21 protein-coding genes and 1 pseudogene are annotated in these 25373 nt (G+C 29.3%); 14 read left to right on the top strand and 8 right to left on the bottom strand.

The genetic code is table 11. The features are described from left to right. From KQ44_RS14455 to fsa, 3 genes and pseudogenes are all read left to right on the top strand, one after another. A pseudogene (locus KQ44_RS14455) lies at window positions 1-517 on the top strand (hypothetical protein); the annotation flags it as partial. Next, complete coding sequence (locus KQ44_RS10730) at window positions 514-1419, top strand: glycosyltransferase family 2 protein (RefSeq protein WP_096737395.1); 906 nt, start codon at window positions 514-516, stop codon at window positions 1417-1419. The pseudogene KQ44_RS14455 and the gene KQ44_RS10730, both read left to right, overlap by 4 nt. 78 nt (window positions 1420-1497) lie before the next feature. Further along, window positions 1498-2151: a fructose-6-phosphate aldolase gene (gene fsa / locus KQ44_RS10725; RefSeq protein WP_096737394.1), complete on the top strand. Its 654-nt coding sequence runs from the start codon at window positions 1498-1500 to the stop codon at window positions 2149-2151. 504 nt (window positions 2152-2655) lie between these two features. On the opposite strand, the gene ligA is transcribed toward fsa, so the two are convergent. From ligA to KQ44_RS10685, 6 genes are all read right to left on the bottom strand, one after another. After that, the gene (ligA, locus tag KQ44_RS10720; RefSeq protein ID WP_096737393.1) at window positions 2656-4647 is read right to left on the bottom strand and encodes an NAD-dependent DNA ligase LigA; all 1992 of its coding nucleotides are present in this window, start codon (window positions 4645-4647) and stop codon (window positions 2656-2658) included. Between the two features lie 37 nt (window positions 4648-4684). Beyond that, window positions 4685-4873, bottom strand: a complete 189-nt coding sequence (locus KQ44_RS10715) for a hypothetical protein (protein WP_096737392.1) — start codon at window positions 4871-4873, stop codon at window positions 4685-4687. A gap of 983 nt (window positions 4874-5856) precedes the next feature. Beyond that, window positions 5857-7407 carry an FAD-dependent oxidoreductase gene (locus tag KQ44_RS10700; RefSeq protein ID WP_096737391.1) on the bottom strand — a complete coding sequence of 517 codons (1551 nt, stop codon included), beginning with the start codon at window positions 7405-7407 and terminating at the stop codon, window positions 5857-5859. Between the two features lie 80 nt (window positions 7408-7487). Beyond that, window positions 7488-8855 carry a 2Fe-2S iron-sulfur cluster-binding protein gene (locus KQ44_RS10695; protein WP_096737390.1) on the bottom strand — a complete coding sequence of 456 codons (1368 nt, stop codon included), beginning with the start codon at window positions 8853-8855 and terminating at the stop codon, window positions 7488-7490. Between the two features lie 25 nt (window positions 8856-8880). After that, entirely contained in the window at window positions 8881-10044 is a 1164-nt protein-coding gene (locus KQ44_RS10690; RefSeq protein WP_096737389.1) for an NADH-ubiquinone oxidoreductase-F iron-sulfur binding region domain-containing protein, read from the bottom strand. Beyond that, complete coding sequence (locus KQ44_RS10685) at window positions 10041-10310, bottom strand: NAD(P)H-dependent oxidoreductase subunit E (RefSeq protein WP_013113645.1); 270 nt, start codon at window positions 10308-10310, stop codon at window positions 10041-10043. Before KQ44_RS10685 ends, KQ44_RS10690 begins: the two co-directional genes overlap by 4 nt. A gap of 307 nt (window positions 10311-10617) precedes the next feature. Between KQ44_RS10685 and KQ44_RS10680 the strand changes: the two genes are divergently transcribed. Next, on the top strand, window positions 10618-11220 hold the full coding sequence (locus KQ44_RS10680) for a sugar O-acetyltransferase (protein ID WP_096737388.1): 603 nt from the start codon (window positions 10618-10620) through the stop codon (window positions 11218-11220). A gap of 109 nt (window positions 11221-11329) precedes the next feature. Here the strand turns inward: KQ44_RS10680 and KQ44_RS10675 are convergent, their stop codons facing one another. After that, on the bottom strand, window positions 11330-12805 hold the full coding sequence (locus KQ44_RS10675) for a leucyl aminopeptidase (protein WP_096737387.1): 1476 nt from the start codon (window positions 12803-12805) through the stop codon (window positions 11330-11332). A 154-nt stretch (window positions 12806-12959) separates the two neighbouring features. Here KQ44_RS10675 and KQ44_RS10670 point away from each other — a divergent pair, with 154 nt between their 5' ends. The 10 genes from KQ44_RS10670 (at window position 12960) to KQ44_RS10625 (ending at window position 24315) form a co-directional block, all read left to right on the top strand. After that, window positions 12960-13454, top strand: a complete 495-nt coding sequence (locus KQ44_RS10670; protein ID WP_096737386.1) for a hypothetical protein — start codon at window positions 12960-12962, stop codon at window positions 13452-13454. Window positions 13455-13580: 126 nt separating this feature from the next. After that, window positions 13581-14081, top strand: a complete 501-nt coding sequence (locus tag KQ44_RS10665; RefSeq protein ID WP_096737385.1) for a hypothetical protein — start codon at window positions 13581-13583, stop codon at window positions 14079-14081. A 200-nt stretch (window positions 14082-14281) separates the two neighbouring features. After that, entirely contained in the window at window positions 14282-15058 is a 777-nt protein-coding gene (locus KQ44_RS10660) for an SDR family NAD(P)-dependent oxidoreductase (protein ID WP_096737384.1), read from the top strand. Between the two features lie 46 nt (window positions 15059-15104). After that, window positions 15105-17093 (top strand): hypothetical protein, encoded by a 1989-nt coding sequence (locus tag KQ44_RS10655; RefSeq protein ID WP_096737383.1) that lies wholly within the window; start codon window positions 15105-15107, stop codon window positions 17091-17093. Between the two features lie 3 nt (window positions 17094-17096). Next, entirely contained in the window at window positions 17097-18029 is a 933-nt protein-coding gene (locus KQ44_RS10650) for a lysophospholipid acyltransferase family protein (RefSeq protein ID WP_096737382.1), read from the top strand. Window positions 18030-18262: 233 nt separating this feature from the next. Continuing rightward, window positions 18263-19774 carry a Do family serine endopeptidase gene (locus KQ44_RS10645; protein ID WP_096737381.1) on the top strand — a complete coding sequence of 504 codons (1512 nt, stop codon included), beginning with the start codon at window positions 18263-18265 and terminating at the stop codon, window positions 19772-19774. Between the two features lie 215 nt (window positions 19775-19989). Next, window positions 19990-22563, top strand: coding sequence for an alanine--tRNA ligase (alaS, locus tag KQ44_RS10640; RefSeq protein ID WP_096737380.1), 2574 nt, complete (start codon window positions 19990-19992; stop codon window positions 22561-22563). 8 nt (window positions 22564-22571) lie between these two features. Further along, the gene (locus tag KQ44_RS10635; protein WP_096737818.1) at window positions 22572-23225 is read left to right on the top strand and encodes a HEAT repeat domain-containing protein; all 654 of its coding nucleotides are present in this window, start codon (window positions 22572-22574) and stop codon (window positions 23223-23225) included. A gap of 14 nt (window positions 23226-23239) precedes the next feature. Beyond that, window positions 23240-24025 (top strand): hypothetical protein, encoded by a 786-nt coding sequence (locus KQ44_RS10630; RefSeq protein WP_096737379.1) that lies wholly within the window; start codon window positions 23240-23242, stop codon window positions 24023-24025. Then, window positions 24025-24315, top strand: coding sequence for a hypothetical protein (locus tag KQ44_RS10625; protein WP_096737378.1), 291 nt, complete (start codon window positions 24025-24027; stop codon window positions 24313-24315). The genes KQ44_RS10630 and KQ44_RS10625 overlap by 1 nt, the downstream gene beginning before the upstream one ends. Before the next feature lie 82 nt (window positions 24316-24397). Here the strand turns inward: KQ44_RS10625 and KQ44_RS10620 are convergent, their stop codons facing one another. Continuing rightward, entirely contained in the window at window positions 24398-25354 is a 957-nt protein-coding gene (locus KQ44_RS10620) for a D-2-hydroxyacid dehydrogenase (RefSeq protein ID WP_096737377.1), read from the bottom strand. Window positions 25355-25373 lie beyond the last annotated feature (19 nt).

Below are 25373 nucleotides of genomic sequence, written 5' to 3'. Positions count from 1 at the left end.
AAAACATATGATTAACTATACAGCATATATGTGGACAACAGAGGCATGGTCGCCAGCATTAAATGGTTTTAATTATAGAATGACAGTAAATGAGATACAGAATAATACTCCATTAAGTATATTTACTGATGAGTTTTATAATGCCTCTAAAAATAAAGGTATAGTATTTACACCATTAAGAGAAAAAATATATGCTGTGTTATATACTATATTACCTAGTATTAATATACTAATATTTGTTATATTTTCTATTTTAATATTTTTTATTTCTATATTTCTTTTTATAAGATACAGAATATTTAGAAATAATAATTTTTTATTATTTTCATTTTTTACATCATTTTCTGCATTTGCGACATCTGTAATAGTAGCTTTATTTACACCAGTACCATTATATAGATATATACATCCTGTATGTCCTATAACTATAATATCTTTAATATCATTTATAACATTTATTTTTGACAGAGGAGGATTTAAAAAATTTATTAAAGAACTAAGAGGTAATGGTAAATGAAAATATCAGTAATAATACCTTGCTATAATGAAGAGATTACAATTAAACAAGTAATAGAAGAGTTTAAAACATATTTGCCTGAAGCTGAAATAAATGTTTTTGATAATAATAGTAAAGATAATTCTGTAAAATTAGCAAAAGAGGCTGGAGCAATAGTAGCAGAAGTTAATTATCAAGGTAAAGGAGAGGTTGTACGAAGGGCTTTTTCTGATATTGATGCGGACATATATATTATGGTTGATGCCGATATGCAGTATGATATATCAGAAATAAAAAAACATATAGAGTACTTTTGGAATAACAAACTTGATATGCTTAATATATCTCGTGAAGTAGTAGATGAAGATGTACATAGAAAAGGTCATACATTTGGTAATGTTATGCTTACAGGTTTTGCTAATATATTATTTGGTAAAAGATTCAATGATATGCTTAGTGGATATAGAATATTTTCTAAAAGATTTGTAAAAAGCTTTCCTGCTTTCTCTAAAGGTTTTGAAATAGAAACAGAGTTAACAATATATGCTTTGCAAATGCGTTTACCTGTTGGAGAAGTTACAGCAAAATATTTTAAAAGACCTGAAGGCTCGTATTCTAAACTTAATACTTTTAGAGATGGTTTTAGAATATTATTTACTATAATATATTTAATGATGACTGAAAAGCCTCTATTATTTTTTAATATAATCAGTATTATTTTATTTATTATAGGTATATCATTAGGTATAAGTGTAACCATAGAATATTTTGAAACACTAAAAGTAGATAGATTTCCAACAGCAATACTGACTATATGTTTATTAATATTATCAGCTTTATCTTTTTCTATAGGGTTAATAATGAATGCTATAGGAAGAGTGATATCAGAAAATAGAAGATTTAAATATAATTCTATTGATTAATAATATAAAAACAATATTGATAAAATACAATCTAGGCTGTATAATATAAGCAATAATAATTTTAAGGAGATTTTTTTAATGAAGTTTTTTATAGATACAGCCAATGTTGATGAGATTAGAAAAGCTAATGATATGGGTGTTATTTGCGGAGTTACTACAAACCCATCTCTAATAGCTAAAGAGGGCAAAGATTTTAAAAAAACTATAGAAGAAATTACTACTATTGTAGACGGACCTATATCTGGAGAAGTTAAAGCTACTACAGAAAAAGCTGAAGATATGATAATTGAAGCGAGAGAGATTGCTAAAATACATAAAAACATGGTGGTAAAAATTCCTATGACAGCAGAAGGATTAAAAGCAGTTAAAGTACTTTCTAAAGAAGGAATTAAAACAAATGTTACTTTAATATTTTCTGCTAATCAGGCACTTTTAGCTGCAAGAGCAGGTGCCACTTATGTTTCACCTTTCATAGGAAGACTTGATGATATATCAATAGACGGACTTGAACTTATAAGAACTATTTCTGATATTTTTGCAACTCATGCAATAGAAACAGAAATAATATCGGCAAGTGTACGCCACCCTATACATGTTACTGAATGTGCATTGGCTGGGGCAGATATTGCTACTGTACCATATGGGGTTATACTACAAATGACTAAACACCCTTTGACTGATCAAGGTATAGAAAAGTTCAAAAAAGATTATGAGGCAGTTTTCGGAAAATAAGGTATAATTTTAATAATTGTTTTTTCATATTTGGAGAGAAGCGTTATTTAATTAATGCTTCTCTTTTTTTTGTTTTTATTTTCATTCCCACCCTTTTAGATTTAAAAGATTTATTTTTTATATTGGCTTTAATTAAACTAGTAAGCCTGCACTTCAAAAAGTACGCCCGCCCAAAACGTGATTTAAATTTAATACTTTCCTCAACGCACGCAGAACGGATTTTTTTGATACAGATTAATTAATAATTCTAACTTTACTAATATATAAGAATCGATTAAACGTGCGTTAAATAGTATTACAAATTTAAACACCGCTTGGGTGGGCATACAGAATAACAGTTAAAGTAAATATAGGAAAATAAACTGTAAATAACAGATAGTATTCAAAAATTTAAAGGGTGGGGAGGTAATAAAACAAAAAGTGCAGAGTAAACTGCCTTACAACAGAAGCTCTGCACATAGTTACTGTAAATTATAAAACTGTTAATAAAAAAGTCAATTAAATTTATGAATTAGTAATTTTTATAAACTCATTAGCTTCCATTATCTCTATACCCAAATCCTGAGCTTTTTTGAGTTTACTTCCAGCTTTATCTCCTACTATTAAAATGTCAGTATTTTTTGATACAGCAGACTGAACTGTAGCCCCTAATCTTTCAGCAGCTTCTTTTGCTGAAGTTCTTGTAAAACCTTCTATTGAGCCTGTTATTACAACATTCTTTCCTGTGAGAGGCGATTCTACTGTTTTTACTTTCTCAAATACTGGATTAACCCCTGCTGCAAGTAAATCATCTATTAATTTTAATGTCTTTTCATTATGAAGAAAATCATAAATACTTTTAGCACTTATTTCACCTATGCCTTCAATATTTTGAAGGTCTTCAATAGTGGCTTTTTTAAAATTGTCTATAGAAGTGAAATATTTTGCTAGTAAGTCAGCAGTAGTTTCTCCAACCTGACGAATACCTAATGCATATATAAATCTTTTTAGAGTGGTATTTTTGCTGTTTTCAATGGATTCAAGCATGTAGCTAGCTAATTTTTCGCCCATTCTTTCAAACTTAAATAAATCATCTCTTGTTATTTTATAAAGGTCTGCTGGAGTTTTTACAAGACCGCTTTTTGTAAATACAGCAATCCATTCTTTACCTATTCGCTCCATATTCATAGCAGGCTTTGAAACGAAATACTCTATATATCTAGTTATTTTGCTTGGGCACTCTTCATTAATGCATCTTACTATTACATCGCCATCAGTTACAGCAGTATCACCTCCGCATACGGGACATTTTTTAGGAAACTCAAAAGGTTTGCTGTCTTTAGGACGCTTTTCTAATACCACTCTTGTAATCTTCGGTATAACATCGCCAGAACGTATAACTACAACAGTATCTCCTATTCTTATATCTTTTGATTTTATTTCATTAGGATTATGAAGTGTAACATTAGAAACCGTAACGCCTCCAACTTGAACAGGCTCTAATTTTGCTACTGGTGTTAATGCTCCAGTACGTCCGACCTGAACTTCTATATTTTTTAATACAGTTTCTTTCTCTTCAGGTTTGAATTTAAAAGCTACTGCGAATCTTGGAGCACGTGATAAAAATCCCAATTTCTCCTGATACCTCACATCATCAACTTTTATTACAAGACCGTCAATCTCATAATCCATCTTGCTTCTTTTTTCCTGTATATCATAATAAGTTTCTAATACTTTTTTAGCGTCAATATTTGGGTGAACACCTTCAACTGTAAAACCTAAATCGGATAAAAACTCCATTGATTTATATTCATTAGTTAAATCAAAATCTTTATAATTAGCTATTTGATATGCAAAGAATTTTAATCTTCTCTTTTTACTTTCTGCACTATCTAATTGTCTTAATCCACCTGATGCAGCATTTCTTGCATTGGCAAAAGGTATCTCTTCAAGCTCTTCTCTCTCTTTATTTAAAGCTTCAAAATCTTTTTTTGTTATTAATGCTTCTCCTCTTACAATGAGTTTGTTTTTTTCTTTTATGCTTTTAGGAACATTACTCATCATCTTAACATTATTGGTAACATTCTCTCCAACTTGTCCGTCCCCTCTTGTACTTGCTACTGTAAGTTTTCCTTTCTCATAAATAAGCTCTAAAGCAAGTCCGTCAAATTTATTTTCAACTGTGTATTTAATATTACTGGCATCAAGTTCTCTTTGCATTCTATTATCAAAGTCTAAAAACTCCTCTTCATTCATAACATTAGAAAGTGAATACATAGCAATAGGGTGTTCAAACTTCTCAAACTTTTCTAATATAGTGCCCCCCACTTTATTTGTAGGACTGTCCACTTTTTTTAATTCTGGAAACTCCCTTTCAAGATTTTCTAACTCTCTGAAAAGTTTATCATATTCATAATCTTCTATTTCAGGGTTATCATCTGTATAATAAAGTTTGTTATGGTAATTAATAGTTTCTGTTAATTGTTGTATTTTTTGTTTAGCTTCTTCTTTATTCATATTTATTCCTTAATAAAAATATTTAATTTATGTAAATTTATTTTTTTATTCCGTATCTTATTATTATATCTTCAAACATTGTTTTTATAAATTTGTACCCGTCTTCATGGTGTTCATTTAAATTTATTTCTTTTTCCTGCTGTTTTCCATCATCTGAGTTTGTAACTTCAACTAATTTAACTTTGCCGTCTTTTAATAATTCATCTATTTTATAATCTTTACTCATTAAAACCTCTAATATTGTAATTTATACTATTATAATATAAAATGACTTGAATTCAATACTTAAATTTAGGAGATAAATATGGTATTAGAACTTCCTCCAACACTAAAAAAATATATATAAAATATTGCCAAATAAAATAATATATCAGAATGCAAATTAATAGAAAATGCCATTATAGAATATTTGGAAGATTATTATGATTATAAAATTATTGTAGAAGCAGAAGAAAGATTAAAAAAATCGAAGAAGTATATTCTATTGATGAAGTAAAAAAGATTTAAATATAAAATGAAAGTAAGTATTACAAAAACATCTAAAAAATCATTGGGGAAATTAGACAATACTATTCAAAAAGAAGATTAGATTTTTTATCTAATTTAGAAACATTAGAAAATCCTAGAATAAAAGGTAAATCTTTAAAAGGTGAGTTAAAAGAATATTGGCGTTATAGAATAGTTGATTATAGAATTCTAAGCTGGTTATAGAAAAAATATTTATAATTATTAACCATCAACACCTATTTAATAATATGTATTGAATTATTATATAATTTTATAGCTTTATAATAAATATTTTTTATAAAATAATAGAAGAAGCTAAAAAATCTTGATCAGTACCAAAAAGTGAAAGTATAAATATAATACCAAATAATACTAATTGTATTTTATTTGTAAAATATACCTAAATAATTATAATTTATCAAAAAATTAATTTTTTAAATTTATATATTTGCCTCACACCCAACTTCCGCCTGTGGTGTGCCGCAAAGAAGCAAAAAGGCTATATATTATACTAAATTTAGTAATTTATCCTACATATAAAATATAATTAGTACGATTTAATAATAATTTCAACACTTGCACTTTCGTGAAGCGTATCCAAGCTTGTCGAGGATATAAGGTTCTTTGACGAAGTCCGCAGAGCGTATGCTGCGGGAAAAAGAACAACAAAAAAATTGCCCAACTTAAAAATTTTATTATATACTAAAATAATGAAACTCTGGCACGCTTTATTTCTGTTCTGTATCTTTTTATTTCCCATTCGGTATGTTCTTTGCTCCAATTTAGTACATTAGCCATCTCTTCAGCTATATGCTCGGCTATTAATGTTCCGCAGTCATTTTCTGTAAGCATAAACCTTAATCTTCGCATCATAACATCATCTAAATGCAAAGCATGCTCTTCTTCTATAAAGTATTTTATTAGTCCTCTGTTTATTCGACAGTCAAGTCCTACTTCTACCAAAAGGGAAGAATCATTTTTACAAAGTTCATTTAATTTGAGAATTAAGTTTACAGACCCGAAATAATCTATAAGGAAATTAAACATTTTTTCATTTATAACAAATTCTGTATTTTTATCAAATTTATTATTTATTACTTTCTCAGTACTGAACCATTTATAAGGTTTTCCATACATTTTTATAAGTGTTTTAACTGCAGTATTTGAAGAAGTAGTAAAATTTCCTCCTTCAACTAAAAATAATTTATATTTAGGGTGAGAATGTATTTTTACATCGGTAGGATTTAAAGGCATCATACCAGACTGAGTTGTTATTATATGGTTTTTATTAACAATAGAGCTGAAATAAGTATTATATATATCAAGCAGGTATTCAGCTTCATCGCTTGATGCATATATACAGTCTAAATCATTATTATATTTTTTGATAGTAGGACCTATAATAGTAGAGTTTTTCCAACGCATTAAAAATACATTAGGTCTTGATTTTATTTTAGGAAGAACAACGGATTTATTTATATGTATCAAATCGCTGTCTATAATAAGATGAGTTCCTTTAACATAATCAACTCTATCTTCAAAATTGCTGTTAGGAAGAAGAGAACTTATCTTGTGTCCCCAAGCACCTGCCGCAATTAATATATTTTTTGCATAAGCCTCATAAACTTTTCTTTGAATATTATCAGTAAATACAACACTTTTTATCTCTTTTTGATTATATTCAAATGCCTTAACTTCAGCATAGTTTAATATATCAGCACCATATCTTTCTGCTTTTAATAAAAGTTCTATTACATACCTTGAATCATCTAATAATCCCTCATAATATTCTATAGCAGCTATTACATCATTATTAATTAAATCAGGCAGAGCCTCCAATGCTGAGTTTCTGCTATGCGATACATGTCTTTTTGTATGACCGAATAATGAGAATAAATCATATAATGAAGCTTTAAACTCTTCGCGTATAAGTCTTGCTGAGTTATGCTCATATATAGGGTTTATAATACCGAAATATGGGGAAGAGCTTTTATATATTAAGTTATTTCTTTCTCTTACCTGACGAACTGTTGATATGATATTGCCGCTTTTCATATCATTAAAACCGCCTGTAAGCATTTTTGATGTACGCGAAGAAGAGCCGTAAGAAAAATCATGCTTTTCAAGTACAAGTGTAGAAAGCCCTATTCTTGAAGTTTTTAAAGCTATAGTAGCACCTATAACTCCACCGCCTATAATGATAATATCATAATTTTTATTACTTTGCAGTATCTCAGCTCTGGTTCTTGCCATAAATACATCTCCTATTAATCTTTATAATATTTAATAAGAACATAATAAAACTCTATACTATATAGTATATAACAAAATTTTTATAAATACAAATATTTTAATAAATCTCTTAAACTTAATCTGTTTTTATTTTTATCTAAAAAAGAAATCATTTTTTTTGTTTTGCCATGACTGTCTATATAATGTCCTTCAAACTCTCCTAAATACTGTATAGGGAAAGCTATATAGGCATTGTATGCTAGTACAGAAAAATAAGGCGTAAATACTATATAATTTCCTTTGTTTTTCTTAGCAAAATCTATTCTATCATCATTATCGTCTAATCCGTCGCCTAATACTATAAACTTATTAGAGTTATTAATATCATTATCCAGTTTTTTTAAATCCTTAATAGAATAATTATTAATATTGGTATAATTATTTCTGATATTGTAAGAGTTAGTAGCCATTTTATTTTTTATAAAAGAGGCTTTATTTATACCTAAAGAATATATAAAGTCATCAAATGCTTTAATATCTTCAAGAGGGTACATAGTTGAAATTAAAGCAGCTGAAGAGTTAATATCAAGTTCATTAATAAACTTATGATATAATTCCTTAGCTTTATCAAACTCATAGGCCATACCATTATAAAAAGGATTTTCAAGTATATTGTTGGAATAGTAATCTAATTTTCTTCCATAGTCGCATAGCCCATATTTTTTGCCCTTTGGAGACGATATATCTTTTATACTATAATCAACATAGCTGTAATTGACATCACAAAGATGATTGCAGCCTATACAAAAACTATTTATATTTTTTACTTGGCTTATATCTTCATCAAGTTTTTTATCTATACTTCTTTGAGGCTCAAATACATGAGTAGGACATAGATCCGTTATCATAGAATTATATCCGTTGGTAACTTTATAATCTAGACATATTCCGCAGTTTATACATCTTTCATAATTTGCTTTTATATAGCTTGGAAGTTTTATTTTTTTTATTATTTCTTTTATCTCTTTTATATTAATATCATTTTCATCTAAAGCATTTTCTGATGCAGGCATTGAAATATTATAAATGTCTAAATATTTTTTTAATTGGCATATATAATCTGCTTTGCAGCTTTCACATATTGGTTTATGCATGTATAGTATAGATTTAAGAAGCGATGTTCTGTATTTGATAATATCTTCATCATCATTTAATACGCTCATACCATTTTCTACTATTTCATTGCAGGCATATTTAAATGAATAGCTGTTTTCATTTTTTCTTTTTACTTTAACTAGGCATAATCTGCACATTAAAATGCTGTTTTTCTCTTCGTATGTATTGGTACTATTTATTTTATATGAGCATAAATGAGGTATATCTGTATTAATATATGACATAGCCTGAAGTATAGTATATCCTTTTTGGGCTGATACTGTCTTGCCGTCAAAATCAAATTTTACTATCATTATAAATAAAACCTCATAAACTTTTTTAATCTTTTATAAAACTGTATAATGTAACCTTATTTTCTATCAAATATAAAAACTCATCTCTAAACATATCTATAGAAGAGAGTATGCAGTAGGATAGTTTTTTTATATATAGGCATATACTTCCAGTATTTATCATTTCAAGAGTTTCTTTAAGATTTATATAATCTTCATTATCAGAGTTACCTAAAAGCATTTTATTGATATAATATTCGCATAAATCAAAGCCGTAATGACAAGGCATACATTTTCCGCATGATACACTTTTAGCAAACTGCACTATTTTTAATATTACCCTCACCATACATCTGTCTTCTCTTATAAAGCATATTCCGCCATTTCCAATATTCATATTAAAGCTATTAAAACATTCATAGTCTAATGTCATATTTTGAAATGATGTAAAGTCTATAGGAGGATTCAAAAAACCGTTTGTAAATACGCATTTTATACTGTAGTCTTTGATAGTACCGCCTGCGGATCTTATAATATTTTTGATGGGCGTATACATTTCAAATTCATATATATTGGGACTTATAATATCTCCAGACATAGATAGTATACAGGTCCCTTTATTATCATAAGCACCATAATTTTTAAAGCTGAACTCTCCTATATGTGCTAAATATGTAATTTGAGTTATAGTTTCCAAATCAAATATATATTTTTTATTTTCATAAGAGAGAGGAGTTATTCTTTCATTATTTTCGCTGTAGTATGTTTGTTCATTGTATATGTTAATTTTTATATCGTATGCGAATCCTGCATCTTCAGCTTCTGCTATAGCTTTTATTAGAATCTTTTTTTCTTCGCTGTAGTAATCTTTAAGTATTATATTAATTATTTTAATGTTAAGAATTTTAGCTAAATATAATGCTCCGTCTAATATGAGATGCGGATTATTTTTTATTAAGAATCTGTCTTTGAATACTAGATAATCAAAGGATGCAGCATTTACGATTATAGAATCTTCTTTAATGTTTTTATCTATAAGGATTTTGTATAGTGAATTTTGTAATGCATCTCTCGACATAACGGAGAAGTTATGAAGATTATTTATAAAACTTTCTTCTAAAGGTTTTGTAATTAGGTAATCTCCGAAATGATCCTTGTATGATTGGATATTAACAATATTATATTCACTATGCAGTACAAATTTTTTCATCTTTTTCTTAGATGTATAGCTTCTATATATTTAACAACACTTTTAAAAGACGATTTTGTACATTCCGTACCATTGATGAGTACTGGCACGGCATTATGGCAATTATGCATACACTCCATCTCTTTGAGGAGCATACCATCAGAAGACGGTACGCCTATTTGCAAGTCATAATGCGAACGTATAGCCTCTAATAGGGCATAAGAACCTTTCATAGAGCAGTGAAGTCCGACGCAAACCTCTATGACTGTTTTAATATCAGATGCCATACTTATTAATATCCCATTAAATAACTTTTACATTCATAAGAGATGAAAAAAACATTAATATGTATAATGTTAATTTATATTATTTCTTTTTATGCCTATTTTTGCGTAAACGTTTTTTACGTTTATGCGTAGCCATCTTTTGACGAAGTCTTTTTCTTCCTGAAGGCATATACACTCCCATTTTTATCTATTTTGAACGTTCATTATAACATGTTATGTAAATAATTTCAAGTTTAAACTTCAAAAACATCTTTTTATTTTTTTTATTTATTTTATAATTTGTACACTAAATATAGGAGTATTAAAAATGAGTGAATTAGAAAAGATGATTATGGGAATGGAGTATAATAGTTCGGATAGAGATTTGGCTTTGATGAGAGATAAGGCTAAAGATTTATGTATTGACTATAACATGTTAAAATCTAATCAGCTAAAGGAGAAAGAGGATATTATAAAAAGATTGTTTTCAAAAATAGGAAATGATTTTTTTATTACAGCACCTTTTTACTGCGACTATGGATTTAATATAGAAGCTGGTAACAATTTTTATGTTAATTATAATTGCGTAATTCTTGACTGTGCAAAAGTAAAATTTGGGGATAATGTTTTTATAGCTCCAAACTGCGGTTTTTATACGGCGGGACACCCTTTGGATATAGAGAGAAGAAACAGCTATATAGAGTATGCATATCCTATAACCATTGGAGACAATGTATGGATTGGGGCTAATACTGTTGTTGTGGGTGGTGTAAAAATAGGAAGCGGTGTAGTAATAGGTGCTGGAAGCGTTGTTGTAAAAGATATACCTGATAATGTTCTTGCTTTTGGGAATCCATGCAAAGTGATTAGAGAAATAACTGATGATGATAGAAAAAAGAGCTTAAATTGGAGCGGAAAGAAAAATATATAAAATTAATCATAATATAAAAATAATCATAGCATAATTATTATACTATGATTATTAATTATATTAATATTAAAAATATTAAATAAATTTTCTACTTACTTAAATCTAAATTTTAAAATCTTTCTATATCTGTGAGTTTTTCTACGGTTTTAGCTAAAAGATAAACTCCCACACCAGTAGCACCTTTTGAAAGATATTTTGAATTATTATCGCTCATAGAAGTGCATGCTATATCCAAATGAGCCCATTTAGCCCCTTCTGTAAAGTATGATAGAAATTGAGCTGCTGTTATAGTACCTGCATATCTTCCGCCTGTATTTTTTATATCTGCTATATCGGATTTTATTTGTTCTTTATACTCTTCAAACATAGGAAGCTCCCATACTCTTTCATAAGTATCATCACCAGCATCTTTAAGAGCAGAAGCTAAAGCTCTGTCATTAGACATTAATCCAGTAGCATTTTTTCCCAAAGCTATAGAACATGCTCCTGTTAAAGTAGCAATATCTATTACAAAGTCTGGATTATATTTTTTTATTCCGTAAGCTAAAGCATCGGCAAGTATTAGTCTTCCTTCAGCGTCTGTATTAACAACTTCTACAGTAACGCCATTATACATTTTTAATACATCGCCGGGATTAATTGCTCCGCTTCCAGTTTTATTATCTGTTAAAGGACATATAACTGTAACATTAGCGTCTAAGTTCATATCAGATATCAAAAATAAAGCTCCGCAAACAGCAGCAGCTCCAGCCATATCATCTTTCATTCCAAGCATACTATCAGCGGGTTTTAATGACATTCCGCCAGTATCAAATGTAATTCCTTTTCCTACTAATAATATATGTTTTTTAGCTTTTGCTTTTTTGTACTGAGCAATAAATACTCTAGGCGGATTTTTACTTCCTGCATTAACTCCGAGTATACCATTCATACTTAATGATTTTAATTCTTTTTCTGTTAGTATTGTAGTAGTTATTTTTCTCATTTCTGCCTGTTTTTTAGCTCTGTCTGTAAATGTTAAAGAATTGATAACATTACTAGGTTCATTAATAATATCTCTTGCCCAGAATATGTTATTTGCTATTTGAGATGCTTTTGATATTGCATTTTCTGTATCTTTTTTGTGTTCAGAAACTAAAAGTATATTTTTTATAGAAGACTGTTCTTTTAATCTTTTATCTCCCAAATATGTATCAAAACTGTAAGAAGCAAGCATTATTCCCAAACAGAACTGTATATACGATTCTTCTGAAGCTATTTCAGAAAATAATTCTGCCATATCTACTTCTATATCATCAATATGCAAGTCTTTCATGATTTTTATAAGGGAAGCACCTGCATTTTTCCAAGTTTCGTACATATAGTTTTTTACTTCCTTATATGTAATAAAAATAACCCTTGTATTACTTGCGAAAGCGAATGCAAAAGGAGTGGATGTGCTGTAATATTTGTCTTTTACTAGGCTTTTAAATAGCTTTATATACTCTTCATTAAATGTGCACACTTTAGGCTCTTCTTTTTCAACTTTTACAAAAATTGCTACAGTATGTTTTTTTATAAAATTAATTGTATGTTTGAGTTTCATTTGTTGGATCCTTAGTTTTATTAAGATAACATTCAAGTAATAATTATATATAATGTTTATTTTATGTCAATTATATAGGTAAGAAAAATATGCTATTGATTTTTTTTACAAAAAATATAGAATAATTTAATGATAGTTTATTGGAGGTTTCATAATGAAAAAAATATTAGTAGGTTTATTTTATTCTGTATTGCTGGTTTCTATACTTTCCTGTGGTACTGGGGTAAGTAAAAGCAGTCCGGAAGGCTGGATTAATGATAATACATTTAGAGTAATGGGTATGGGTATTCCTTCTAATAATGAAACAGATAAATTCAGAAGGGAAGTAGAATCTAAACAGGCAGCTGAACTAGACGGCAAAAATAAAGTAGTAGCTAAAATTGTAGGCTCCTATATAGAATCATTAAGTTCTACAGAAAAAGGTATGATAGATGAATATGTTATACAGGAAAGAGTTGCTGGAAGAGTAAGAGGACTTTCTGTTGTAGAGAGTAAATGGGACTCAAAACAAAATTGTACAGTTGTAATGGAGCTGTATTCTAAGGGGCTAAAAAGTCAAATAGACACTTTAGTTTCACAGTATCTTAATGAAGTAGGTATGCAGTATACGGCTCAGGATGTGGCTGGAATGGTTAGAAGTTATAAATAATTTATTGTTTTTTTATGATTTTTTAAAAAATTAATTAAAAAATTATTATTAATTGATAACTAAAAATGGATATATTTTGTTATATTAATAATATAGCAGAAAATATTTTTTATATGGAGGTAATTTATGAAAAAAATATTAATTATTCTTACAATTTTGTCTGCTTTATTTGCGTCTTCCTGTAATAGTACTGGTGTAAGTAGAAACAGACCTGAGGGTTGGATTGATAATGATACATTCAGAGTAATGGGTATGGGAGTACCTGCTGATGATATAGATGCTACCGATAAGTTCAGAAGAGAGCTTACTTCAAAACAGGCAGCAGAATTAGACGGCAAAAATAAAATAGTATCTAAAATAGTAGGTTCTTATATAGAATCATTAAGTTCCACAGAAAAAGGTATGATAGATGAATATGTTATACAGGAAAGAGTTGCTGGAAGAATAAGAGGAGCTTCTGTTATAGAAACTAAATGGGATTCTCAGCAAAACTGTACTGTTGTAATGGAATTATATTCTAAAGGGTTAAAAAACCAAATGGACGCTTTAGTTACAAAATACCTTAATGAAGTTGGCATGCAGTATACAGCTCAGGACGTAGCTGGAATGGTTAGAACATACGAGTAAAAATAATTTTTTTGTGTATAAAATTAAGAGAGCTATATAAAAATGGCTCTCTTTTTATTTTTTTTAATAATAATTTATATAGTAATAATAAAATAATATAGTAAAAATATTTTTTATGCTATTGCAATATACTATTCAAAATATATAATAAATCTTATTTTTATTTATATAAAAAAATTATAAATATTAGGAGTTGTTTAATGTATAGAGAAGATATAAGCGGAAGGTTGGCATTTGTTTCTGGAGCAAGTGCTGGCATTGGTGAAGCTGTAGCTAGAATGCTTGCTTCTAATGGAGTTAATCTTATACTTGCAGCCAGAAGAATAGAAAGACTTGAAACTTTGAAAAATCAGCTTGAAAAAGAATATGATGTAAAAATAAATATTATAAAGTTAGACTTCTCTAAAACCGAAGATATTGTAAAGGTCGTTGATGGTATTGAGAATAAAAATATAGATATACTTATAAATAATGCTGGTTTGGCTTTAGGTAAAGATTTGTATTATAATAATAGTTTAGAGGATGCTTTGCAGATGGTAAGGGTAAACTGTGAAGGTTTAATAGTATTAACCAGACTTTTAATGCCTTATATATTAAAAAGCAAATACGGTCATATAGTAAATTTATCTTCTACTGCTGCCGATGAAGCCTATAGCGGAGGAGCTATATACTGTGCTACAAAATCGTTTGTAGAGATGTTTGGCGATAGTATAAGAGTAGAGTTAATTGATAAACCTGTTAAAGTAACTAACATTAAACCAGGTGCTGTTAATACAGAGTTTTCTACAGTAAGATTTAAAGGCGATAAAGAAAAAGCAGATAATGTATATAAAGGATTTATTCCTTTATATGCTGAAGATATAGCCGATAATATAGAGTATGTATTAACACGCAGAAGCCATGTTCAAATATCAAGCATGACTATTATGGCAGAAAATCAAGGCAGTGCTACAATAATACATAGAGATAATAAATAATTTATTTTTTACTTTTATTTTTTCAATAAGGGAGTTATTTTTTTCTATGGGTGATATAGATAATACTAGAGATAGATTAAAGTTAGATGAACTTAATAAAGATGCAAGAAAAGATTTGTTTAATAAATTTGTGGATGCTGGCGGTGAAGTTGTATCTGATAAAAAGCGTGCATCTTCAGTAATTGTTGGAAGCTCATCAAAGAAAAATGCTAATACTTTAGTAGGCGGTAATTCTAAAGGTACTTATAATAATAGCGGAGGAAAATCTTCTGATTCAAAAGGTTCAGCTGCTGGCAGTTCTTCTTCTGCTGAAAAGAAGAAAGGAAATGGCGTTTTTTTTGGGTTAAAATTATGGTTTGATGCTGTAAGTGCAGGTGTTATAACTTTTATGGGAGGCAATGTTAATCCCAAATTTTTAAACTTTATAGATAAAAATATTATAGCAGCATTTTTGGAGATGGATACACTTATCTTCAATGCCCTAAATCCTACAGAAGCCTCAAATATAGATGCTAAAGCCAAACATCAGAAAATAATATCTCAGTTTGCTAAAGACCTTGATGATTTGGAGCTTTTAGAGAGAATAAAAGATCAATATAATGAAAAAACATACAAAGATTTTTTAAGGCCTTACAAAGAACTTAATACAAATGTAATGGCTGAAAGCTATGTTAAAGAAATAAAAGCAATGTTCAGACCCTTATATGTACTTCATACTTATTCTTCTAGAATTAAGGTAGCAGGTGAAAAAGCTATGCTTGCTTATGCTATTGTTGATAATATAAGTAAGGGAATAGTCAATTCAAGAATATCAGCTTTTAAAAGAGCTGTTGATTTGATATATACAAAATACTATCCTAAATTGTTTACTCTTTTACAGTATGCTTCTAAAGAAAAATTAGAGACTATTAATGATTTTAGTAAATATTTTAATATTACAGATGAAGACATTTTAGGATATTATACAAAATTGAGAAAAGATAAAGAAAAACTTCAGGAAACCAAAATAGAGCAGGCAAAAGAAAATATAGGAAAGAAAAAGGATACAGAAGAAGAAAAACTTGGAAAAGTAGAATCTATCGGAGTAAAACTTATAAATAAATGCGTATCATACAAAAAAGAGGATAACGGTATAGAGTATGAAGCAGACCCTTTCTTTTTTGTTCCAATAAAAGATAAAATATACAGAATAAAAGTTTTAATTGATTTCTTGGATAGAGAATATTCTGCAGTATTTGTTTCAAATAAAGTAAGATATAATTTACTTTATGACAATCAGGTTAGAACAGATTATAAAAATGATTTTAATAATATATTTTTGTCATTATCAGATACTAATTCAAGGTTAAATGAATACAGCGATCTTTGCAATACTATATTGAAGGTAGAAGCTGATAAAACTATGCGTTTTGAACAGAGGGTTTCTATGCTTTCTGACAAAAACGGACAGCGTTCCTATTTGGCTAAAAATTTGAGAAATACATTTGTATCTATAATAACACCTTTTAAAAGAAAGTTAGATAAATTATTATTAGACAAAGAAGAAAGAGAAAGAATAATAGAAAATCCTAATGATATACTAACTTTTTCTTCAGAAGTAGGAAAGGGTAAAAAGAGAATACAGGGGTATAATGTAATGAAGGCATTAACTGAAGCGTATTATTTTATATCTGGATTTAATTATTTAATTACGCAAGGGGAATTGTCTGGAGCTGGGATATTGGTAGAAGGTGATGATGATGATGAACCGATTATTACTGAACAAATTTCTGAAGCAGCAGATGCAAATGTAAAAGAAAGTTCTGATAATAATGCGGATAATGTAGAAAAAAATAATGTTTATACTGAAAGCACTGAATATCAGGATAATTTAGAAACTAAAGAAAATGTAGAAAATTCTGAAATAGAAATTAATGCTGACGGATTTAATGAATCTACAGAAGATAGAGATTTATTTTCAGAATCTTCTTCTGATAATAATGATAATCCAGCTGACAGTGAAGAAGATAATAATAAATTAGATAAAGAGGTTTAAGTTTTGGCTTATAAATCAAGAAGTACTATAATGCTTGAGTATATTCCATTAAAAATATTAATGGAAATAATGGCTGTTATTCCATACATTGTTATTATATTATTTGCAAAATTGGTAGGTACTCTTATGTATTATTTTGTACCTAGTGCTAGGCGTATAGCTTTAATTAATTTGAAACAGGCTTTCCCAAATAAAAGTTTTCATGAAAGAAAGAGAATAGCTAAACGTTCTATGAAATCTATGATAATGACTTTTGCTGAGTTTATAAAGTCTTCAAGAATGTCTGATGAACAAATATTAAAGAGAATAAAAATAGAAGGGCAGGATATTTTTGATGAAGCAATGCATAAAAAAAATAGAGGCATTATAGCCATTACAGGTCATATAGGCAACTGGGAGTATATAGCTTTTTATTTTGCTATTAAAGGCTATCACCCCAGTGTTATAGTAAGACCTTTAGATAATCCTAAACTTGATGCTTATATGAAATCTTGGAGAGAAAAAAGAGGTATGAAGTGCATACCTAGAAAGGGCGATTTAAGAGAGATATTTTATGCTTTAAATGATAATAGTCCTGTTGCATTTTTATCAGACCAAAATTACTTAGAAGGTATATTTGTTGATTTCTTTGGATATCCTTGTGCTACAGCTACAGGCCCTATTGCTATAGCTATGAAAACAGGAAGTCCTATTGCTATAGTATACAGTGTTCCAGACAGATATGGGCATCATAAAATAGTAGTGTCTGAAATAATGTACATAGAAGAAAAAGAAACCAAAGAAGAGACTATTAGGCATAATACTCAAAGATATACAAAAAAACTTGAAGAGATAATTACTAAATATCCAGAAAATTGGCTTTGGGTGCATCCTAGGTGGAATACTAGACCTAATGGAGAACCTGAAATATTTTATAAACATAATAATTATAAATAATTTTTTACTTTGCTTTTTTTTTCTAGGTTTATATTATATAATAGTTATGATTGTCAGAACAATATTTATATTATGTTATATATAAAAATTCTTATTTTTAGTTAATGAGGTAATATCTTCATATAATATTCAATTTTATTTAGTTTTATTTTTTAAGATTATGTTTTATAATGTTCACGGCAAGTAATAACTTTAGTTTAAGAAAATCAATTTTAATTGGAGGTTATGCATATATGGAGCAAAAAAAACGTTCATTTATGTTCTTTTTAAATCTTGGGCTTACCTTTACTCTGGTAGGGATAATAATTTCTTTCTTTATATTTTCATATGAGAAAAACTATAAAAAAGATGAGTTTTTAGTTCATGCCCAGTCAGCACCTGAAAAAACTGCTTTTACTGGAGCATTAGACGGTGCTTTAGAAGTTGAAGGAGCTATAAGAGATGTTGTTGATAAGAATATGCCTGCTGTAGTTAATATATCTACAGAAATTGAGGCGGGGCAGACTGAAGAAGACAGATATGCTGATGAGTTTTTCAGATTTTTCTTTGGAGATCAAGTTCCTAGACAAAGAAGAAGCCAAAAATCATTAGGAAGCGGTTTTATTATTAATGAAGACGGATATGTACTTTCAAATTACCATGTTGTTAAAGGTGCTACAAAAATAATGATAACTCTTTACGGAGAAGATGGAGAATTGCCTGCTCAGTTAATAGGATATGATGAGGCTTATGATTTAGCTTTATTGAAAATAGAAGGTAACGACAGAGTTTTCCCTTATGTTGCTTTGGGAGACAGTGATGCTATAGAGCCGGGTGAGTTTGCCATTGCTATAGGAAACCCTTATGGACTTAATAATACTGTTACTTTCGGTATTGTAAGTGCTAAAGGAAGAAGCGATGTTGGTGCTAATAAGTATCAGAGATATATACAGACAGATGTTGCTATAAACCCTGGTAATTCTGGAGGTCCTTTATTTAATATTCATGGTCAGGTAATAGGTATAAACACATTAATATATTCTACTTCAGGCGGAAGCATAGGAATAGGTTTTGCTACTCCTATTAATTTGGCTACTTCTGTTATGACAGATTTAAAAGAAAACGGAAGAGTTACAAGAGGATATTTAGGTATATACTTACAGGATATTGATGAAAATTTATCAAGAGGTCTTAATGTTAAACAAAACAGCGGAGTTTATGTAAGCGAAGTTATACCAGATTCTCCTGCTTCTAAAGGCGGTTTGCAAGACGGTGATATTATCATAGAATTTGACGGCGAGAGAATGACAAGGTCTGGAGATTTATTTAATAAAGTAGCTACTACAAAAGTAGGCAAAGAAGTTACAGTTAAATATTTGAGAAACGGAAGAGAAAGAAGTACTAAAATAGTTATAGAAGCAAGAGTTGATGATGAGAATGTTGTGCCTAGCAGACAATCTCAAAATAACTCTCAGGGAAGTACTCGTTCTTGGATGGGTTTAGATGTTTCAAATATTACTCCAGAGATATCTCAAAGACTTCAGATAAGAAGCAATGAAAGAGGGGTTGTAGTTCTTAATATGACTCAGAACTCTAAAGCATATCAGGCTGGACTTAGACCTGGAGACGTTATCAAAGCTATTAACGGTATCACTATTTCAAGTACAGATGATTATGATAAATTTGTTGACTCTTATGGAAATGATAAGTCATTTACTATTACTATAAAACGTGCAAGAATGACTTATGTTATAATAATAGAATAGTGCTTAAATATTATTGATAGAATATAAAGGAGCTTTGCAAGAGATTTTGTGAAGCTCTTTTTTAATTATAAATCAATAAATTATGTTAACTATTTTTATCTTTTTACTTGCATTATAACTAATTTAATATATTATTAATAAACTATTAATTTGTTAAATAATAAATATAAAGTTTTATATATAAATAAAAATTTTCTTAAAAATAGGAGCTGAAGATGACACATTTAGAATTGAGAGAAAAATTCAAAGAGTTTTTTAAAAGTAAAAAACATGTAATAGAAAAATCATCATCTCTTATACCAATAGATGATCCGACACTTCTTTTCACAACAGCGGGTATGCTTCAGTTCAAACCCTATTATGCAGGAATAAAAAAAGCACCTTATTCAAGAGTAGCTACTATACAAAAATGCTTTAGACTTTCAGATTTGGAAAATATAGGAAAGACTGCAAGACATCATACTTTTTTTGAGATGTTTGGTAATTTCTGCTTTATGGGAGATTATTTTAAGAAGGAGGCTATTGAATTTGCTTGGGAGTTTTCTACTCAGGTAATAAAACTTCCTATTGAAAGAATATATGTTTCTATTTATGAGAAAGATGATGAGGCTTTTAAGATTTGGAATGAGCATATAGGAATACCAAAAGAAAAGATAGTAAGACTAGGAAAAAAAGATAATTTCTGGGGACCTGCTGGAGATTCTGGGGCTTGCGGACCTTGCAGTGAGCTTTATATTGATATGGGCGAAGAGAAAGGATGCGGTAAGCCAGACTGTTTTGTAGGCTGCGACTGTGAGAGATATTTGGAGTTTTGGAACTTAGTATTTAATGAGTTTTTTCAGGATACTGACGGCAATTTATCTCCTCTTCAGAATGTAGGTATAGATACTGGAATGGGACTTGAAAGACTTTGCTATATTATGCAGGGTGTTGAAAGTAATTATCAAACTGATGTTATGAAGCCTATAGTTGATGCTATTATAAAAAAACTTAATGTTAAATATGAAGATAAAAATAAAACAAAAATAAATTTAATAGCAGATCATTTAAGAGCATTAGTATTTGTTTTGGCAGAAGGATGTGTACCTTCAAATGAGGGAAGAGGATATGTTTTAAGAAGGCTTTTAAGAAGAGCTTTGAAAACTTCAAGCGATTTGGGTCATAAAGGGGCTTTCTTAAATGAACTTACTGGTGCTGTTATAGATGTTTATAAAGATATATATGATTATCTTCCTAAAGAAGAAGAGAATATAAAAAGAATTTTAAAAGATGAAGAGAATAAGTTTTTAAATACAATATCTGCTGGTATGAACAAACTTTACAGCGTAATGGAAGATAATAAAGATACTAAAGTAATAAAAGGTCCTGATGCATTTATGCTTTTTGATACTTACGGACTTCCTTTTGATATAACAGAAGAAGAAGCTAATGATCATGGCTTTACAGTAGATAAGGCTGGATTTGAAGAGGCTATGGAAGAGCAGAAAAAAAGAAGCAGAGGAACTGGAGAAGATAAAAAATCAAAATTCGGATATGTAACAAACTTTGACACTAAATATGTTGGTGAAGATTTAAACAATTTGGTAAACGGTGTAAAAGCCAAAGTAATATCCGTATACAATGATAATACAGTTATTGTAACAGATGTTTCTCCTTTTTACGGCGAGATGGGAGGACAGGTCGGAGATAATGGATATATAGAGACTTCAGATAAGCAGACTATTAAAGTAACAGATACTCAGAAAAAAGAAAACACTATTATACATATACTTGAAAATAATAATCATTCATTTAAAGAAGGCGAAGAGATAACATTATTTGTTAATGCCGATAGAAGAATGGCTATAAGAAAAAATCATACAGCTACGCATATACTTCAAAGAGTTTTAGAACTTACACTTGGAAATCATGTAAATCAGGCTGGAAGCTATGTATGCGAAGACTATTTGAGATTTGACTTTACTCATCCAGATTCTATATCCGAAGAAACTTTGATTAATATAGAAAATAAAGTGAATGAAGTAGTTTTCAAATCAATGCCTGCTGTAATTAAATACATGTCTAAAGAAGAGGCTATATCATCTGGGGCTAAGGCATTATTTGGAGAGAAATATCCAGATACTGTTAGAATACTTGATATAGGAGATGGATTTTCAGTAGAGCTTTGCGGGGGAAGTCATTTGACAAATACATCTGAAGTTGGTTATTTCCATATAGTAAGCGAAGGTTCTGCTGCAAGCGGAGTAAGACGTATAGAGGCTATTACTGGTTTAAAAGCTGCTAATGAAGCTACGAAACTATTTAGTAAAGTAAAAAACTTAGCACATATACTTAATGCTTCAAAAATAGAAGAGATTACTATAAGAGCTGAAAACCTTCAAAATGAAGTAAAAAAACTTCAGAAAGATATTAAGCAGTTAAAGACTTCAGGGGCTTCTGTTACTTCATTTATGGATAATTATGAAGATTTAGGCGGCATTAGATTTTATAATTTAGAGTTTAATGAAGATATAAAAGAAGTAAGGCTTTATGCTGATACTATAAAGGAGAGAGTAAAAGATAGTATTGCTGTTATGATAAGTAAAACTGATTCTTCAAACTCTATACTTGTTCAGCTTACAGGAAGTGCTATAAAAGAAAAGAAATTGTCTGCAAATAATATTATAAAAGATATTATTAAATCTGCAGGAGGAAGAGGTGGCGGAAAAGATACTTTTGCACAAGGTTCTATAGAAAATATAAATAAGGCAAAAGATGAAATTAATAAATTAAAGGATAAATGGTTATAACTTTTAATATGAAGAAAATTATAATACTTTTTATATATGCTTTTTTTATTTTGATATCTTGTTCTGAAAAAGATGTTACTTTAAGAAGGCTTGAGGATATACATAATGCAGAAAAGAAATTAGCAAAAGATCCTAATGATGAAGAGATTATATTGGAAGTATTAAATGCAGCTCAGAATGGAGGAAGGGAGGTACGTGCTGAATCTATTTGGCTTTTAGGTAAGATAGAGGCCGATATTGCCTACAGTGATTTTTTGCGTGCCAGTGTTGAGGACCCTGATTTTAATGTGAGGTGTTTGGCTGTTTTGGGACTTGGAAGACTTGAGGCGAATAATCCTGAAGCTATTGATAGGGTAAAAAGAGCTATTTCAGATACTGATTTGCAGGTGCAGATAGAGGGGTTAAAAGTCGCTGGAAGAATGAACGCTAAAGAGCTTTTAAACTCTATACTTGAAAGTTTATCAAGTAAAAATAAGTGGGTAAGAATGGCTGCTGTTGAGGCTTTAAAAGATTATGATGACGGAAGGGTTGACAGATCTTTAAATTTGCTTGTTTCAAGTGATAGTGATTTTGCTGTAAGATCTATTATCAAACAGGTAATAGCATATAGAGAAAATAAAAATGCAGAAAATATAGAGGCTGTAGAAATAATAGATGAATAATAGGGGCATTATTAATGTTTAAAATAAGTATTAAATTTTTCTTATTTGTAATAATATCTTTATTTATTAGCATATCATGTGCTTCAAAATATTCTTATGTAAGAGTTGATGATATCATTGAAAAAAATAGAACTATTGCAATAGCTTCTTTTACTTTTCCAAAAAGTATGACTAATCAATACTTAGATAAATTGAAATATTTAAATACAGAAATATATACAGATTTTGTATTAAATAGTTTTATAAGTAATTTTAATTCTCAAAATGAAATGGTTAAACTTATAACCTTGCAAGAGGCAATAGGAAATGAAGAGTTTGCCAAATTACCTAATCATTCTATATTAGGAGCTGATTATGTGGCAGCAACTGGTACTCTTGCTACAAATAGATTAAGTGAAGAAACATTGTCATTACTTTCGGGTAAAGCTGACGGGGTAATGTATGCAAACTCTTCTATGTCTTTTTGGTCACAAAAGGTTAGTATAGATTTTGAGATTTATGATATTACAGGTGATTATTTGTGGATAGATACTTTAAATGGTTCTTCTTATCATATTATAGGGGATACTGGGGCTCCTACTAGGCAGACTGCTTATGAAATAGTTATTGCCGATGTTATGAAGTATCAGAAACTTCATGCAGAAGAGCTTTATATTGTTATAGACCAAGCTGTATCAAATGGGGTTAATGGTCTTAAAGGAAGAGTTCCTTATGCATTTAATACTAATGATATAATATTCACACAAAAAACTTTTAGTTTAACCAATGAAGACTATGCAAAAAAGGCAGGTATATATTAATGGCACAAAGACAAAAAATAGAATTAAATTTCAGCGATGTAGATGATTTCCATTTCAAAAAATCATTAAAAGGATATATTACAAAAATAGCAGATGATCATTATGTTATTAATAATGATGATTTAGCCATAAGAGCTACTGGTAAAACACCTAAAGAAGCGGCAGAAATGCTTAAAGATCAGTTTATAGTTCTTGCAAATGATTTGATGTATAAATCTAAATATGCTCCTTTAAGTGAAAGAGAGAGAAAGAAAGTTAATATTATAAACTCAATATGTGATTTAATATAGCGTTTGTTAATATCTTATACAAATAAACTTATAATTATATTTCTTTAGGTATATACTAGCTAAAAGTATAATTATAAAAAATCTATTTTGTTAAAACATTTATAGGATTGCCTTCTAAAAATGCATTTATATTTTTATAAACTTTATGCATAAGTCTTGTTCTAGCCTCCAAAGTATTGCCTGCGAAGTGTGGGGTAATGTAGCAGTTTTTGGCTGTAAGTAAAGGATTATCTGCTGAAGGAGGTTCTTTTGCAAGTACATCAAGTCCTGCTCCTGCTATCAAATTATTATTTAAAGCATATGCCAAGTCTTTTTCTACTATTACCCCTCCTCTTGAAGTATTTATCAAAAAGGCCGTTTTTTTCATTTTTGAAAGTAAGTTTATATCAATTAAATTTTCAGTTTCTTTATTTAAAGGTGCATTTAAAGATAAAAAATCTGACCTCTCAAAAAGCTTTTCTATACTAGATGCATTTTCGAAACCTTCTTTTGTACTTCTTGAATATACTAAAACTTTCATTCCCATAGCTGAAGCCATTTTAGCAACCTCTCTTCCTATATCTCCAAAACCAAATATTCCCATAGTTTTATTTTCAAGCTCCATTAAAGGATATGAGCTAAATGAATAATCTTTGCATTTTACCCAATCTCCATTATGTACTTGATTATTATGTTCTACTATCCTAAATGATAATGATAATACAAAAGCCATAACAAGCTGAGCTACAGACTGCGGTCCGTATCCTCTTACATTTGTAACGGTTATTCCAAGTTCTTTTGCTGATTCTATATCTACAGTATTATATCCTGTTGCAAGCATACCTATATATTTTAAATTGGGCAAAGACTGCATTAATTTTCTGTCAATAACAACCTTGCTGTTTAATATTCCCCAAGCATCATAAGCTATTTCTTTTACTTTATCATAACCTGTTCTCTCATATACTTTTAAATCGGATATACTTTCTATCTCACTCCAAGATATATCACCCGGATTTAATATAGCTCCGTCCAATACTACGATTTTTGGTTTACTCATAACTTCTCCTTTTATATAT

This window comes from Brachyspira sp. G79, assembly GCF_002379365.1.
In the GTDB taxonomy this organism is placed as follows: Bacteria; Spirochaetota; Brachyspiria; order Brachyspirales; family Brachyspiraceae; genus Brachyspira.
Note: the sequence above shows the minus strand (reverse complement) of the source record. Positions and strands in the feature narration are given on the sequence as shown.